Source organism: Actinomadura hibisca NBRC 15177 (assembly GCF_001552635.1).
Classification (GTDB): domain Bacteria; phylum Actinomycetota; class Actinomycetes; order Streptosporangiales; family Streptosporangiaceae; genus Spirillospora; species Spirillospora hibisca.
Genome location: NZ_BCRO01000018.1, coordinates 111010 through 125229, shown reverse-complemented (window position 1 = coordinate 125229; position 14220 = coordinate 111010). Strand labels below are relative to the sequence as shown.

The following is a 14220-nucleotide window of genomic DNA, read 5'->3' as shown; positions in this document are numbered from 1 at the left end:
CCGCAACAGAAGATCATTCTGTCGCGCCGCCGGGCCGCCCTCCAGCGGAACCGCCGATTCCGTCCGCAACAGGCCGGACCCGCCGCGGACCGGGTCCGCGACGGCCGTGCCGGGCGCGCGCGTGCGGCGCGCCCGGCGCGGGCGTCACGGGGCGACCGCCAGGACGAGCTTGCCGGTCGTCGCGCCGGACTCGATGCGGCGGTGCGCCTCGGCGGCCCGCTCCAGCGGCAGCGTCTCCACCCGCACGCGCAGGGTGCCCGACTCGGCGGCCGCGACCGCGCGGCGCAGGGCCCGGCCCGCCTGCTCGGGGTGCGCGGCGGAGAACGCGGCCAGGTTGAAGCCCGACACCGTCCTGTTGGCGAACCACAGGTCGTTGGCGGACAGGCCGACGTCGTCGGCGCCCGAGGCGTTGCCCATCACGACCAGGCGGCCCATCGGCGCGAGCAGGTCCAGGCCCGCGCGGCGCGCCGGGCCGCCGACCATGTCCACGACGACGTCGAACGGGCCGTCCGGCCGCCGGTCGCGCAACACGACCTCGTCGTAGCCGAACGCGCGCGCCGCCTCGATCTTGGCGGAACTGCCGACCGTGCCGACGACGCGGCCCGCGCCGAGCAGGCGGGCGGCCTGGCCGAGCTGGCTGCCCACTCCCCCGGCGGCGGCGTGCACCAGCACGCTCTCGCCCGGCTCGATCCGCGCGACCCGGTCCAGGACCAGGAACGCCGTGGTGCTGTTGGACGGCACGGCCGCCGCGACGTCCAGCGGCAGCCCGTCCAGCGGGGCGACCAGGTCGGCGGAGGTGACCGCCACCTCCGCGTAGCCGCCGCTGTCCACGATGGTCAGCGCCGCGACGGGCCGGCCGGGCCGCAGGTCCTCGACGCCGTCGCCGACGGCGCGCACGTGCCCGGACACCTCGATGCCGGGCACGAACGGCAGCGGCACGTCGACCACGCCCCGCCGGTAGAGGATCTCGGCGAAGTTCGCGCCCGCGTAGGCCACGTCGATCGACACCTGGCCGGGGCCGGGCTCGGGGGTCTTGACGTCGGCGGCGCGCAGGACGTCGGCCCCGCCGAACTCGGGAATGGTGATCGCGCGCATCAGTACCGGTCTCCGGTGGGGAGGGGGACGGAGTCGAGGTCGGCGAGGTCGGCGGCGGTGAGGTCCAGGGCGGCCGCGCCCGCGTTGTCGCGCAGGTAGCGGGACTTCTTGGTGCCGGGGATCGGGATGACGTGGTCGCCCTGGGCGAGCGTCCAGGCGATGGCGACCTGCGCGGGCGTCGCGCCGTGCCGCCCGGCGACGGTCTTGACGACCTCGACGATCCGCAGGTTGGCCTTCAGCGCCTCCTCCTGGAAGCGCGGGTTCCCGGCGCGGAAGTCGCCCTCCTCGAAGTCGGCGCTGCTGACCGCGCCGGTGAGGAAGCCGCGGCCGAGCGGGGAGAACGGCACGAACGCCGCGCCGTTGTCGCGGCACCAGCCGACCACGTCGCCGACGCCCCCGGTCGCGGCGGCGGTGCTGTCGGAGCCGCCGCCCGCGATGCCGCCGGGCGCGCCCATCGCGTCGCGCGTCCACAACGACAGCTCCGACTGGATCGCGGCGACCGGGTGGGCGCGGTGCGCCTCCTCGGCCTGCGCGACGGTGACCTCCGACAGGCCCAGGCGGCGGACCTTGCCCTCGGCGACCAGCTCGGCCATCGCGCCCCAGGACTCGGCGAGCGGCACGCCGGGGTCGACGCGGTGCAGGTAGAACAGGTCGATGGCGTCGATGCCGAGGCGGCGCAGGCTCTCCTCGGCCGAGCGCCGGACGTGCTCGGGCGAGCCGTCGCGGTGCATGGCGTGGGTGGCGGCGTCGTCGACGACCAGGCCGGTCTTGGTGGCGACGACCGCCTGGTCGCGGCGGCCCCGCAGGGCGCGGCCGACGAGGGTCTCGTTGTGGCCGTCGCCGTACACCTGGGCGGTGTCCAGGAACGTCACGCCGAGGTCGAGGGCCTCGCGGATCAGGGCGACCGAGGCGTCGTCGTCCCGCTCGGAGGCGCTGTAGGCCCAGCTCATGCCCATGCAGCCGAGGCCGACCGCGCCGACGGGGGTGCCGTGGAAGTCGCGAGTGCGCATGATGTTTCCCTTCGGGGTTCAGGCCGCGGCGGCGACGAGGCCGCCGTCGATGACCAGGTCCTGTGCGTTGACGTAGGAGGCGTCGGCGGAGGCGAGGAAGGCGACCGCCGCGGCGACCTCCTCGGGCCGGCCGAAGCGCCCGGCGGCGACCCGCGCGCGCAGCGCGGCCGCCTCCTCCGCCGGGAGCGCCGCCTCCGGGTACATGGGGGTGTCGATGTACCCGGGACTGACCGAGTTGACGCGGACGCCTCGGTCCGCCAGCTCGGCGGCGAAGGTGCGGGCGAGGTTGTGCGCGGCGGCCTTGGTCGCGGAGTAGACCGAGGCGAGCGGCAGGCCCCGGTTCGTGGTCCACGAGGCGTTGATCACGACCGCGCCGCCCCGGGGCAGCAGCGGGACGGCCTTCTGGACGGTGAAGAACACGCCCTTGAGGTTGACGCCCACGGTGTGGTCGAAGTCGGCCTCGGTGATGTCGGCGGCGCGCTTGAAGGTGCCGACGCCCGCGTTGGCGAACAGCACGTCGAGCCGCCCGTGCCGGTCGGCGATCGTGGCCATGAGGGCGTCGAGGTCGGCCGGGCTCGCGGCGTCGCCCGCGACGGCCAGGACGCGGTCGCCCGCGTCCAGCTCCTTGGCCGCCCGCTCCAGGCGGCCCGCGTCGCGGCCGGTGATGACGACGTCGGCGCCCTCGTCCAGCAGGCGGCGGGCGGTGGCCAGGCCCATGCCGCTGCTCCCGCCGGTCACCAGAGCGGTCTTCCCGGCGAATCGTTCGTTGTCCATGCCGTCGATCCTGCCGAGGGCCGGGGCGGGTCGGCAGTGCCCGTTTATCCTGGGTGTGCCACCACCACCCTGCTCGTTGGTGGGACGGCGGTCAGCTCGCGCGGGCCAGCCTGATCCGCGTCATGTGGCGCTCCAGCCGCTCCAGGGTGCCGGGCAGCGGGTTGTGCAGGATCAGGTTGTGGCCGGGCCGGTCGGGCAGCGGCAGTTGCGTCGCCTCGAAGACCAGGTCGCCCGCCTCGGGGTGGTGGATCGCCTTGCGGACCTGGCTCTCCCCACCGACCTCGTGCCGCGCCCACAACTCGGCGAACTCGGGGCTGGCGGCGTGCATGTCCTCGATCAGCCGGTCGAACTCGGGGTCGTCGGGGTAGCGGGCGACGTCGGCGCGGAACCGGCCGACGACGCCGGGCGCGGCCGCCTGCCACTCGGCGTGCAGCGCCCGGTAGTGGACGTTGGTGAAGAAGCTGATCAGGCAGTTGTGGTCGGTGTCGCCGTAGCCGAACACCTCGCGGGCGGCGTCGTTGATGGCCAGGAAGTTCCAGTAGCGGTCGCGGACGTAGCCGGGCCGGGGCGACCAGGCGTCCAGCAGCCGCTGCAGCTCGGGGGTGACGGGGATCGCGGGGAGCGCCTCGGCGATCGGCGGGTTCAGCCCGGCCAGCAGGTACAGGTGTTCGCGCTCGCGCCCGTCCAGCCGCAGCGCGCGGCAGATCGCGTCCAGGACCTCGCCCGACACCTTGATGTCGCGGCCCTGCTCCAGCCAGGTGTACCAGGACACCCCGACCCCGGCCAGCACGGCGACCTCCTCGCGGCGCAACCCCGGCGTGCGGCGGCGGCCCGCCTCGGGCATCCCGACGTCGGCGGGGGCGAGGCGGGCCCGGCGGGTGCGCAGGAAGTCGCGCAGCTCCTCGCGGCGGCGGTCGGTGGTGGGGGACGTGGTGGTGGGCGTGCTGGTGGACGTGGCGGGGGACTTCGCAGCGGCCATGCCGCCACGATATCGGGCGGTCCGTCCCGGTTCCGGGCGGCGGCCGCTCACTCGGCGAGCAACCGCCGACCGATGATCATCTTCTGGATGTCGGCGGTGCCCTCGCCGATCAGCAACATCGGGGCCTCCCGGTACAGGCGCTCGATCTCGTACTCGGTGGAGTACCCGTAGCCGCCGTGGATGCGGAAGGAGTCCTCCACGACCTCCTTGCAGTACTCGCTGGCCAGGTACTTGGCCATGCCCGCCTCCAGGTCGTTGCGCTCGCCGGAGTCCTTGCGGCGCGCGGCCATCACCATCATCTGGTGCGCGGCCTCCACCTTGGTCGCCATCTCCGCCAGCCGGAACAGCACCGCCTGGTGCTCGGCGATGGGGCGGCCGAACGTCTCGCGCCGCCGGGCGTAGTCCAGGCCCAGTTCGTAGGCGCGGCGGGCGACGCCGCAACCGCGCGCGGCGACGTTGACGCGGCCGACCTCCACGCCGTCCATCATCTGGTAGAAGCCGCGTCCCTCGGCCCCGCCGAGGACCTGCGCGGCGGGCACGCGGTGCCCGGCGAAGACCAGCTCGGTGGTGTCGACGCCCTTGTAGCCCATCTTGGAGATCTTCCCGGGGACCGTCAGGCCGGGCGCGACCTCGCCGAAGCCGGGCTCCTTGTCCACCAGGAACGTCGTCATGCCCTGGTGCCCGGCGGCGGGGTCGGTCTTGACGAGGGTGGCGACCAGGTTGGCCGACGCGCCGTTGGTCAGCCACATCTTCTGGCCGTCGATCACGTACTGGTCGCCGTCGCGGACCGCGCGGGTGCGGATCGCCGACACGTCCGAGCCGCAACCCGGCTCCGACATCGAGAACGCGCCGCGGACCTCGCCCGTCGCCATCCTCGGCAGGTAGTGGTCACGCTGCTCCGGCGTGCCGTGGTGGGTGATCATCCAGGCGACGATGAAGTGCGTGTTGACGATGCCCGACACGCTCATCCAGCCGCGCGACAGCTCCTCCACCACCAGCGCGTACGTCAGCAGCGACTCCCCCAGCCCGCCGTGCCCGGTGCCGATCATCAGCCCGAACAGGCCCAGCTCGCGCATCCGGTCCACGATCGCCTGCGGGTACTCGTCGGCGCGCTCCAGGTCGGCGGCGGCCGGGAGGATCTCCTTGTCCACGAACGCCCGCACCGTCGCGACGATCTCGCGCTGCTCGTCGCTCAGCCCGTGGGTCTGCTGGAGTCTGCTCACCGGTGCTCTCCTTGCGGGACGGACCTGACGGACTTAGCGGCCCTCGAAGCGGGGCGGACGGCGTTCGGCGAACGCGGCGCGGCCTTCGGCGAAGTCGGCGCTGGCGTAGATCGCGGTCTGCTCCTCGCGCTCGGCCGCCAGCAGCCGGTCCAGGTCGGGTTCGGCGCGGGCCAGCACCCGCTTGGTCGCGGCGACCGACAGCGGGGCCAGGACGGCGGCCTCGGCCGCCAGCTCCAGCGCGGCGTCCAGCGCGCCGCCGGACGGGGCGAGGCTGTCGGCCAAGCCGATCTCGTGGGCGCGGCGCGCGGGGACGGTGCGGCCGAACACCAGCAGGTCCTTGGCGCGGCCGATCCCGACGCGCTGCGGCAGCGTCCACAGCAGGCCGCCGTCGGGGACCAGGCCGACCTTGCCGAACGCGGCGACGAACCGCGCGTCCTCGGCGGCCACCACGTGGTCGCACGCGACGGCGAACGACATGCCCAGCCCGGCGGCGACCCCCTCGACGGCCGCGACGACCGGCTTGGCGCAGGTCATCATGAGCCGGACCGCCTCATGCAGCGGCTCCAGCCGGGCCGCCACCGCCTCGGGGCCGACGCCCCGCATCTCGCGCACGTCGCCGCCCGCGCTGAACGTGCCGCCGGTCCCGGTCAGCACGATCGCCCGCACGCCCGGCGCGGAGGCGGCCTCGCGCAGCGCGGTCAGCAGCCGCTCGCGGGTGGGGACGTCGATCGCGTTGCGGGCCTCGGGCCGGTCGAAGGCCAGGACACGGGTCGTGCCGTGGTCGGTCACCGCTATCACTGGGCCCCCTTCGGATTTTTTATACGATATGACCGCTGGGGACGGGAGCGGAAGGGGCCGCCCGCGCTCAGCCCTCGGCGTCGTCGGACGCCTCGTCCCAGAAGCCCCGCGCCTCCAGGTGCACCACCAGCAGCGTCCCCGCATGCCGGATGTGGTTGCGCATCGCCTTCCGCGCCGCGTCGGCGTCACCGGTCCGCAGCGCCGCCAGCACCAGGTGGTGGTCGTCCACCGACGCCTGCGGCCAGCCGTGGATGGCCGAGTAGAAGCGGCGCGGCGCGTACCGCGCGACCAGCTGGAGCAGCCAGGCCGTCTTGGGCGAGGCGGCGGCGAGGTTGACGACGCGGTGGAAGTGGTGGTTGGCCTCCTCGATGGCGTCGGCGTCGCGGGACCCGGCCGCGGCCTCCAGCCGGGCCTGCGTGCGCTCCAGCTCGGCGACCTGCTCGGCGGTGACGCGCTCGGCGGCGCGGGCGGCCAGTTCCCCGGCGAAGTGGGCCTGCGCGTCGAACAGGTCCTGCACGTCCTGGCGGCTGAGCGGCGCGGGCATGAACCCCCGGCGCGGCTCCAGCACGACGAAGCCCTCGCCGCGCAGCGACAGCAGCGCCTCGCGGACCGGCGTCACGCTGACGCCCAGGTCCTCGGCGACGCGCTCCAGCCGCAGGAACTCCCCGTGCCTGACCTGCCCGGACATGATGAGGTCGCGGACGTAGGCGGCCACCTCGTCGCTGAGCTGGCGGCGCCGCCCGAGGGCCGCCGCGTCACCGGTACGGGCCACTGTGCTCTCCTCCGCGCGAGAGACCGATCCGATCAAATATATGAAACACTCGCGCCATCGCCGGCGGGAGGAGATCGCCCGTGTTCGCACTGTCCGACGAGGAACGCGCCATCGTCGAGGTCGTCGCCGAGTTCGTGGACCGCGAGGTCCGCCCGGCGGCCCGCGAGCTGGAGCACGCCGGGACCTACCCCGAGCACCTGATCGAGCGGATGAAGCAGCTCGGCGTGTACGGGCTGGCGGTGCCCGCGCCCTACGGCGAGTCGGCGGTGTCCAAGCGCTGCTACGCGCTGGTGACCGAGGAGCTGGCGCGCGGCTGGATGACGCTGGCGGGCGCGTTCGGCGGGCACACCGTCGTCTCGCACCTGATCGCGGTGTTCGGCACCGAGGAGCAGAAGCGCCGCTACCTGCCCCGGATGGCGACCGGCGAGCTGCGCGCGACGATGGCGCTGACCGAGCCGTCCGGCGGGTCGGACCTCCAGGCGATGAGCACGGCGGCGCGCCGGTCCGGCGACCGGTACGTGGTGGACGGCGCCAAGATGTGGATCACCAACGCGCGGCGGTCCGGCCTCATCGCGCTGATGTGCAAGACCGATCCGGCCGCCGAGCCCCGGCACCGCGGCATCAGCATCCTGCTGGTGGAGAAAGGGCCGGGCCTGACGGTCTCGCGCGACCTGCCCAAGCTCGGCTACAAGGGCGTGGAGAGCTGCGAGCTGGTGTTCGAGGGGTACGAGGCCCCGCTGGACGCCGTGCTGGGCGGCGCGGAGGGCCGCGGCTTCGCGCAGATGATGCGCGGGCTGGAGGTCGGCCGCATCCAGGTCGCCGCGCGCGCCCTCGGCGTCGGCCGGGCCGCGCTGGAGGACTCGCTGCGCTACGCCCAGCAGCGCGAGGCGTTCGGCAGGCCGATCTGGCAGCACCAGTCGGTCGGCAACTACCTGGCCGACATGGCGACGAAGTTGCGCGCGGCGCGGCTGCTCACCCTGGACGCCGCCGAGCGGCTGGACGCCGGGGAGCGCTGCGACATGGAGGCGGGCATGGCCAAGCTGTACGCCTCGGAGGCGGCGATGGAGATCGCGCTGAACGCGGTGCGCGTGCACGGCGCGGCGGGCTACTCCACCGAGTTCGACGTGGAGCGCTACTTCCGCGACGCGCCCCTGATGATCGTCGGCGAGGGCACCAACGAGATCCAGCGCAACGTGATCGTCAAGCAGCTGATCGACCGGAACCGGATCTAGGGGTGCCGGACCCGGGCGGCGGCCACTACGCTGCGGGCCCATGACCCTGCGGATCGCGGGCCGCCCCCCGGCGGTGGTGGCGGGCATCGTCCTGTTCGGCGCGGTCTGGCTCGGCACGTCCGCGGTCGCGATCGCCTCCGGCGCGTACGGTCCGGGGCCCCTGGCGGGCATGGCGTTCTGGTACGCGGTCCTGGCGCTGCTGCTCTACCGCGCCTGGGCCGGCGGCCCCTTCGCCATCATGGCGATCCACCGCATCGGGATCAGCTTCGGCATCCTGATCCTGATCGCGCTGGTCGGCGTGCTGGCCCTCTACCCCGACGAGATCGGCGAGACGCTGCGGCGCGGCGTCCCGGGCCTCGTCGGGGCGGCCGCCCTCATGACGTCGGGGTTCCTCATGGGCCGTGAGGACGTCACCCGGTGGCGGGCGGACCGGAACAGGTCGCGGTCATCGCGGTGACGCCGCCGGGCGCGCGGATCTCCAGCTCCCCGTCCGGCGAGCCCGCCGCGACGAACGGCTGTCCCGCGTAGACCGGCCGCCGGGCGCGGAACGACAGTTCGGTCACCGCCTGTCCGGCGCGGCGCGGCAGCTCCAGGCAGAGCAGGGCCAGCAGCGGCCCGTGGACGACCAGGCCCGGGTGCCCCTCGACGCCGGTCGCGTACGCCTCGTCGTAGTGGATGCGGTGGGCGTTGTAGGTGAGCGCGCTGAACCGGAACAGCAGCACCGGGTCGGCGTTCATCGCGAGCGTCCACGGTTCGTCGGCCTGCGGCGGCTTGTACGACGGCGGCTCGGGACGGGTGTCCGGGTCGCCGCTGCGGTAGACCAGGTCCTGCTCCTCGACGGCGATCGCGACGCCGTCGCGCAGGAAGGTGTGGCGGACGGTCACGAACGCCATCTCGCCGCTGCGGCCCGTCTTCACGGCGGTGGACGCCAGCTCGGACCGGCGGGTGACCACGTCGCCGACGCGCATCGGCTCGCGCGCCAGGTAGCGGCCCCCGGCGAACATGCGGCGGCGGTCGGGGATCGGCGGCAGGAAGTGCCCGGCGAGCGGGTGCCCGTCGGGGCCCAGCTCGCGCTGCGCGGGCCGGTCGAGGAAGTGGAGCCAGTGCCACAGCGGCGGCAGCTCCTCCCCCGGCGGTTCGACGTCGAGCAGCCCGGCGAGCGCGGCGGAAGGGGCGGCGTCGACGCGTTCGGCGGTCTCCAGCGGCTTGGGCTCCCAGCCGTCCAGGGCGATCACGCGACCACCCCCTGGGCGCGCAGCGCGGCGACGTCGAGGCCGAGCGCGGCCAGCACCTCGTCGGTGTGCTCGCCGAGATCGGGGGCCGGGACGGGGGTGCGCGCGCCGGTGTCCGGCCCGGTGTCCAGCGGGGACGCCGGGGCCTTGATCTTGCCGACGCCGGGCTGGTCGATCTCGCCCATCACCGGGCTGGCCTCCAGGTCGATCTCGGAGAAACGTTGGTAGGGGGCCCAGAGCACCGACGAGCCCGCCAGCGCGTCGCCCACCTCGGCCAGCGTGCGGGCCGCGAACCAGGGGGCGACCAGCGCGGCCAGGGCCTCGCGGTGCCGGTAGCGGTCGCCGTCCACGGTGAAGTCGGCGTGCAGGAGGCGTTCCAGCTCGGCGACGGTGCCGTCCAGGCCGGTCACCGCGCACAGGTCGGCGAAGTGGCGCGTGGTGAGGGCGACGACCATGACGCGGCCGCCGTCGGCGAGCGCGAAGTCGCGGCCGAAGCCGCCGAACAGGTGGTTGCCGATGCGGGGGCGCTCCGCGCCGAGCTGCGCCTCGGCGAGCAGGCCGAGGTTGCCCGCGGTGGCCAGCGCCACGTCGTACAGCGGCAGCCTGATGCGCGCGCCCTCGCCGGTGCGGGAGCGGCGGCGCTCGGCGGCCAGCAGGCCGACCGCCGCGTACAGGCCGCACGCCACGTCCCAGGCGGGCAGCACGTGGCCGACCGGGGCGGCGTGGTCGGCGGGGCCGGTGACCAGCGGGAACCCGAGTTCGGCGTTGACGGTGTAGTCCACCGCCGCCCGGCCGTCGTGGTGTCCCTCGATCTGGAGGTGGATGAGGTCGCGGCGGACCCGCGTCAGCGCGTCGTAGGACAACCAGCTCCGGCCGACCGCGTTGGTGAGCACGATCCCGGCGTCGGCGACCAGGCTCGTCACCACCTCGCGGCCCACCGGGGAGCGCAGGTCCACGGTGACCGAGCGCTTGCCCTTGTTCATGCCGGTCCACAGCAGGCTGGTCCCGGACGGGGCCAGCGGCCAGCGGCCGGTGTCGGCCGCGCCGCCGAGCGGGTCGACGCGGACCACCTCGGCGCCGAGCTGGGCCAACGTCATGCCGCCGAGGGGGGCGGCCACGAAACTGGAGACCTCCACGATCCGCAAGCCGTCGAGCAGGCCCGCCATGCGACCACTCCTTCGTACGTCCCGGACGTTCCGGGCATGATCGCAGGGGGCCGCGGACGGCGCGTCCACGGCCCCCCGGGAAGGGGATCAGAGGCGTTCGATCACGGTGACGTTCGCCTGGCCGCCGCCCTCGCACATCGTCTGGAGGCCGTAGCGGCCGCCGGTGCGCTCCAGCTCGTGCAGCAGCGTGGTCATGAGCCGCGCGCCGGTCGCGCCGAGCGGGTGGCCCAGCGCGATCGCGCCGCCGTTGGGGTTGACGGTCTCGGGGTCGGCGCCGGTCTCCTTCAGCCAGGCCAGCACCACCGACGCGAACGCCTCGTTGATCTCGACGGCGTCGATGTCGCCGATCGTCATCCCGGCCTTCTTGAGCGCGTACGCGGTGGCGGGGATCGGTGCCGAGAGCATCCGGATGGGGTCCTCGCCGCGCGCCGACAGGTGGTGCACGCGGGCGCGCGGCGTCAGGCCGTGCTCGCGGACGGCGCGCTCGGAGGCGATCAGCAGCGCCGCCGCGCCGTCGGAGATCTGCGACGACACCGCGGCGGTGAGGCGGCCGCCCTCGACCAGCGTCCGCAGCCCCGCCATCTTCTCCAGGCTGGTGTCGCGGCGCGGGCCCTCGTCGGTGGTGAGGCCCTCGTAGGGGGCGATCTCCCGCTCGAAGCGGCCCTCGTCGATGGCGCGGATCGCGCGCCGGTGCGAGCGGTAGGCGAACGCCTCCATCTCCTCGCGGGACAGGTCCCAGTCGCGGGCGATCATCTCGGCGCCCGCGAACTGCGACACCTCGGCGTCGCCGTAGCGCGCCGTCCACCCCTTGGACCCGGCGAACGGGCCCTTGTCGAAGCCCAGCGGCTCGGCGGCCGTCATGGCGGAGGCGATCGGGATCTGCGACATGTTCTGCACGCCGCCCGCCACCACCAGGTCGCTGGTGCCCGACAACACCGCCTGCGCGGCGAAGTGCACCGCCTGCTGGGAGGAGCCGCACTGCCGGTCGACGGTGACGCCGGGCACCTCCTCGGGCAGCCCGGCGGCCAGCCAGCAGGTGCGGGCGATGTCCCCGGCCTGCGGGCCGATCGTGTCCACGCAGCCGAACACCACGTCCTCGACCGCGGCCGGGTCGACGCCCGAACGGCTCATCAGCGCGGTCAGCACGTGCGCGCCCATGTCGGCGGGGTGCGCGGCGGCGAACCCGCCGCCGCGCCGCCCGACCGGCGCGCGGACCGCCTCGACGATGTAGGCCTCGGCCATGGGGGTCTCCTTCTTGCCAGGGGGTCAGCTCGCCTGGATCCCTTCCAGGACCATGGCGAGGTACTGCTTGGCGATGTCGTCGGCGGACAGGCGCCCGCCGTGCTGGTACCAGTTGGCCGCCACCCAGACGGTGTCGCGGATGAACCGGTAGACCAGGGTCGTGTCGAGGTCGGCGCGGAAGGCGCCCTCGGCCACGCCCCGGGCCAGCAGCGCGGTCCACATCTCCTCGAACCGGCGGTGCGAGTCGAGCAGGTAGTGGAAACGTTCGCTGGTGGCCAGGTGCTTGGACTCGTTCTGGTAGATCACGACGGCGGGGCGGTGCCGGTCGATGGAGCGGAACGACTCCACGACCAGCGCCTCCAGCGTCTCGCGGGCGCCCAGGCCGGCGGCGAGGACCCGGTCGTAGGCGCTCCACATGTCGTTGAGGAACGTCGACAGGATCTCGTCGGCCATCGACTCCTTGGAGTCGAAGTGGTAGTACAGGCTGCCGCCGAGCAGGCCGGCGGCGTCGGCGACCTTGCGGATGGTGGTGGCCGAGTACCCCTGGGAGGCGAACACCTCGGCGGCGGTGGCGAGCAGCTCGGCCCGCCGTTCCGCGCGGGCGGCCGCGGTGCCCTCGGCATCGCGCCGTCGTGGACTCATGTTCAGGCTTTCTGGCTGGAGACGGAGACGACCTCGCCCGTCATGTAGGACGAATAGTCGCTGGCCAGGAAGACGATAACGTTGGCCACCTCCCACGGCTCGGCGTAGCGGCCGAACGCCTCCCGGCGCGTCAGCTCCGCCAGCAGCTCGGCCGAGGTGACCTTCACCAGGTGCGGGTGCATGGCCAGCGACGGCGACACCGCGTTGACCCGCACGCCGAACTCGGCGGCCTCCAGCGCGGCGCAGCGGGTGAGCGCCATGACCCCGGCCTTGGCGGCGGCGTAGTGCGACTGGCCCTTCTGCGCCCGCCAGCCGATGACCGAGGCGTTGTTGACGATCACGCCCGCGCCCTGCTCCCGCATGATCCGCAGGGCGGCGCGGGTGCAGCGCATGGTGCCGTTGAGGGTGATGTCCAGGACGCGGTCCCACTGCTCGTCGACCATGTCGACCAGGTCGGCGGTGCCGCCGAGCCCGGCGTTGTTGACGGCGACGTCGATCCGGCCGAAGCGCTCCACGCCGAGCGCGTACAGCGCCCGCACCTGCTCCTCGTCGGTGACGTCGCAGGGCAGGGCGGCGACGCGGTCGGCGCCGAACTCCTTCTCCAGCTCGGCGGCGGAGGCGGCGAGGCGGCGCTCGTGCGCGTCGGAGATCAGGATGCGGGCGCCCTCCTCCAGGCAGCGGCGGGCGGTCGCGCCGCCGATGCCGGCCCCGGCGGCGGCGGTGACGACGACGGCGCGGTCCTTGAGCAGGCCGTGGCCGGGAACGTAGGTCGGCGTCGTCATCCACGTACCTCTGTGTTCATGGTCGCGCTCTCTCCCTCGTTCGTTCCTCACTCGGTCCCTCGCCGCTCGCGTGGCAGACCGAGCACGCGCTCGGCGATGATGTTGCGCTGGATCTCGTTCGACCCGGCGTAGATGGTGTCGGAGCGGGAGAACAGGAACAGCCGCTGCCAGTCGTTCAGGTCGTAGGGCTCGCCGTCGGCGACCAGCCCGGCCGCGCCCAGCACGTCCATGGCCAGCTCCCCCAGCTCGCGGTGCCAGGTGCCCCACACCAGCTTGGAGATCGAGGACTCGGGGCCGGGCGCGCCGGCGGCCACGCCCGCCATGGTGCGCAGCGCGTTCAGCCGCATGATCTCCAGGCCGGACCAGGAGCGGGTGAGCCGGTCGCGCAGCAGCGGGTCGTCGATCGCGCCGGTGCGGCGGGCCAATTCGATGACGCCGCGCAGCTCGCGGCGGAAGCCGACCTGCTGGCCGAGGGTGGCGACGCCGCGCTCGAAGCCCAGCGTGGCCATCGCGATCCTCCAGCCCTCGCCGGGCGCGCCGACGATGTGGCCGGCCTCGGCGCGGGCCCCGTCGAAGAACACCTCGTTGAACTCCGAGGTGCCGGTGAGCTGCACGATCGGGCGGATCTCCACGCCGTCCTGGCGCATCGGCACCAGCAGGTAGGACAGGCCGTGGTGGCGCGCGGAGCCGGGCTCGGTGCGGCAGACGACGAAGCACCAGTCGGCCTCCATCGCCAGCGAGGTCCACACCTTCTGGCCGGTGACGCGCCAGCCGTCGTCGCCGAGCTCGGCGCGGGTCTGCACGTTGGCGAGGTCGGAACCGGCGTCGGGCTCGGAGTAGCCCTGGCACCACAACTCCGCCACCGCCACGATCGGCGGCAGGAAGCGGGCGCGCTGCTCGGGGGTGCCGAACGCGATGACCGTGGGGCCGAGGAGGTTCTCGCCGATGTGGCCGACCCGCGCGGGGGCGTCGGCCAGCGCGTACTCCTCGTGGAAGATGACCTGCTGCTCGACGCTCGCCCCGCGGCCGCCGAACTCCTCGGGCCAGCCCACGCACGTCCACCCGGCGGCGGCCAGGTGCCGTTCCCAGGCGAGCCGCTCCTCGAACGCCTCGTGCTCGCGGCCGGGGCCGCCCAGGCCGCGCGCGTGCGCGAACGCGCCCGACAGGTTGTCCTCCAGCCAGGCGCGCACTTCGGCCCGGAACGCCCGGTCGGCGGGGCTCTCGTTCTGGTTCACGCGTGCACTCTACCAAACAGTTGTTAGAAAGAATGGAC

The 14220-nt window shown here is 74.0% G+C and carries 15 protein-coding genes; 2 read left to right on the top strand and 13 right to left on the bottom strand.

Annotation, left to right across the window (positions count from 1 at the left end; all coding sequences use genetic code 11):
• Nucleotides 1-144 precede the first annotated feature (144 nt).
• From AH6_RS08685 to AH6_RS08655, 7 genes are all read right to left on the bottom strand, one after another.
• The gene (locus AH6_RS08685) at nucleotides 145-1095 is read right to left on the bottom strand and encodes a quinone oxidoreductase family protein (protein WP_067476469.1); all 951 of its coding nucleotides are present in this window, start codon (nucleotides 1093-1095) and stop codon (nucleotides 145-147) included.
• Nucleotides 1095-2105 carry an aldo/keto reductase gene (locus AH6_RS08680; RefSeq protein WP_067476466.1) on the bottom strand — a complete coding sequence of 337 codons (1011 nt, stop codon included), beginning with the start codon at nucleotides 2103-2105 and terminating at the stop codon, nucleotides 1095-1097. The genes AH6_RS08685 and AH6_RS08680 overlap by 1 nt, the downstream gene beginning before the upstream one ends.
• Nucleotides 2106-2123: 18 nt before the next feature.
• On the bottom strand, nucleotides 2124-2879 hold the full coding sequence (locus AH6_RS08675; protein ID WP_067476464.1) for an SDR family NAD(P)-dependent oxidoreductase: 756 nt from the start codon (nucleotides 2877-2879) through the stop codon (nucleotides 2124-2126).
• A 91-nt stretch (nucleotides 2880-2970) separates the two neighbouring features.
• On the bottom strand, nucleotides 2971-3858 hold the full coding sequence (locus AH6_RS08670; protein ID WP_083982449.1) for a helix-turn-helix transcriptional regulator: 888 nt from the start codon (nucleotides 3856-3858) through the stop codon (nucleotides 2971-2973).
• Between the two features lie 47 nt (nucleotides 3859-3905).
• Nucleotides 3906-5081, bottom strand: coding sequence for an acyl-CoA dehydrogenase family protein (locus tag AH6_RS08665; RefSeq protein WP_067476461.1), 1176 nt, complete (start codon nucleotides 5079-5081; stop codon nucleotides 3906-3908).
• 33 nt (nucleotides 5082-5114) lie between these two features.
• The gene (locus AH6_RS08660) at nucleotides 5115-5879 is read right to left on the bottom strand and encodes an enoyl-CoA hydratase/isomerase family protein (RefSeq protein WP_067476459.1); all 765 of its coding nucleotides are present in this window, start codon (nucleotides 5877-5879) and stop codon (nucleotides 5115-5117) included.
• Between the two features lie 67 nt (nucleotides 5880-5946).
• Complete coding sequence (locus AH6_RS08655; protein ID WP_067476457.1) at nucleotides 5947-6651, bottom strand: GntR family transcriptional regulator; 705 nt, start codon at nucleotides 6649-6651, stop codon at nucleotides 5947-5949.
• 80 nt (nucleotides 6652-6731) lie between these two features.
• On the opposite strand from AH6_RS08655, the gene AH6_RS08650 reads away from it, so the two are divergent.
• Nucleotides 6732-7883: an acyl-CoA dehydrogenase family protein gene (locus tag AH6_RS08650; RefSeq protein ID WP_174555083.1), complete on the top strand. Its 1152-nt coding sequence runs from the start codon at nucleotides 6732-6734 to the stop codon at nucleotides 7881-7883.
• A gap of 40 nt (nucleotides 7884-7923) precedes the next feature.
• Entirely contained in the window at nucleotides 7924-8340 is a 417-nt protein-coding gene (locus tag AH6_RS08645; protein WP_067476456.1) for a hypothetical protein, read from the top strand.
• On the opposite strand, the gene AH6_RS08640 is transcribed toward AH6_RS08645, so the two are convergent.
• From AH6_RS08640 to AH6_RS08615, 6 genes are all read right to left on the bottom strand, one after another.
• Nucleotides 8294-9118 carry an HTD2 family dehydratase gene (locus AH6_RS08640; RefSeq protein WP_067476454.1) on the bottom strand — a complete coding sequence of 275 codons (825 nt, stop codon included), beginning with the start codon at nucleotides 9116-9118 and terminating at the stop codon, nucleotides 8294-8296. The two genes, AH6_RS08645 and AH6_RS08640, sit on opposite strands and share 47 nt — an antisense overlap.
• The gene (locus tag AH6_RS08635) at nucleotides 9115-10281 is read right to left on the bottom strand and encodes a CoA transferase (RefSeq protein ID WP_067476452.1); all 1167 of its coding nucleotides are present in this window, start codon (nucleotides 10279-10281) and stop codon (nucleotides 9115-9117) included. Before AH6_RS08635 ends, AH6_RS08640 begins: the two co-directional genes overlap by 4 nt.
• Nucleotides 10282-10368: 87 nt before the next feature.
• A complete protein-coding gene (locus AH6_RS08630) occupies nucleotides 10369-11523 on the bottom strand; it encodes an acetyl-CoA C-acetyltransferase (protein WP_067476451.1) in 1155 nt (384 codons plus the stop codon).
• A gap of 24 nt (nucleotides 11524-11547) precedes the next feature.
• The gene (locus AH6_RS08625; RefSeq protein WP_067476449.1) at nucleotides 11548-12165 is read right to left on the bottom strand and encodes a TetR/AcrR family transcriptional regulator; all 618 of its coding nucleotides are present in this window, start codon (nucleotides 12163-12165) and stop codon (nucleotides 11548-11550) included.
• 2 nt (nucleotides 12166-12167) lie between these two features.
• Nucleotides 12168-12947: an SDR family oxidoreductase gene (locus AH6_RS08620; RefSeq protein ID WP_067476446.1), complete on the bottom strand. Its 780-nt coding sequence runs from the start codon at nucleotides 12945-12947 to the stop codon at nucleotides 12168-12170.
• 47 nt (nucleotides 12948-12994) lie between these two features.
• Nucleotides 12995-14182, bottom strand: a complete 1188-nt coding sequence (locus AH6_RS08615; protein WP_067476444.1) for an acyl-CoA dehydrogenase family protein — start codon at nucleotides 14180-14182, stop codon at nucleotides 12995-12997.
• Nucleotides 14183-14220 lie beyond the last annotated feature (38 nt).

Coding starts and splice junctions, on each gene's coding strand:
- AH6_RS08685 (WP_067476469.1), bottom strand. CDS start 1,095: ATGCGCGCGATCACCATTCCCGAGTTCGGCGGGGCCGACGTCCTGCGC.
- AH6_RS08680 (WP_067476466.1), bottom strand. CDS start 2,105: ATGCGCACTCGCGACTTCCACGGCACCCCCGTCGGCGCGGTCGGCCTC.
- AH6_RS08675 (WP_067476464.1), bottom strand. CDS start 2,879: ATGGACAACGAACGATTCGCCGGGAAGACCGCTCTGGTGACCGGCGGG.
- AH6_RS08670 (WP_083982449.1), bottom strand. CDS start 3,858: ATGGCCGCTGCGAAGTCCCCCGCCACGTCCACCAGCACGCCCACCACC.
- AH6_RS08645 (WP_067476456.1), top strand. CDS start 7,924: ATGACCCTGCGGATCGCGGGCCGCCCCCCGGCGGTGGTGGCGGGCATC.
- AH6_RS08635 (WP_067476452.1), bottom strand. CDS start 10,281: ATGGCGGGCCTGCTCGACGGCTTGCGGATCGTGGAGGTCTCCAGTTTC.
- AH6_RS08630 (WP_067476451.1), bottom strand. CDS start 11,523: ATGGCCGAGGCCTACATCGTCGAGGCGGTCCGCGCGCCGGTCGGGCGG.
- AH6_RS08625 (WP_067476449.1), bottom strand. CDS start 12,165: ATGAGTCCACGACGGCGCGATGCCGAGGGCACCGCGGCCGCCCGCGCG.
- AH6_RS08620 (WP_067476446.1), bottom strand. CDS start 12,947: ATGACGACGCCGACCTACGTTCCCGGCCACGGCCTGCTCAAGGACCGC.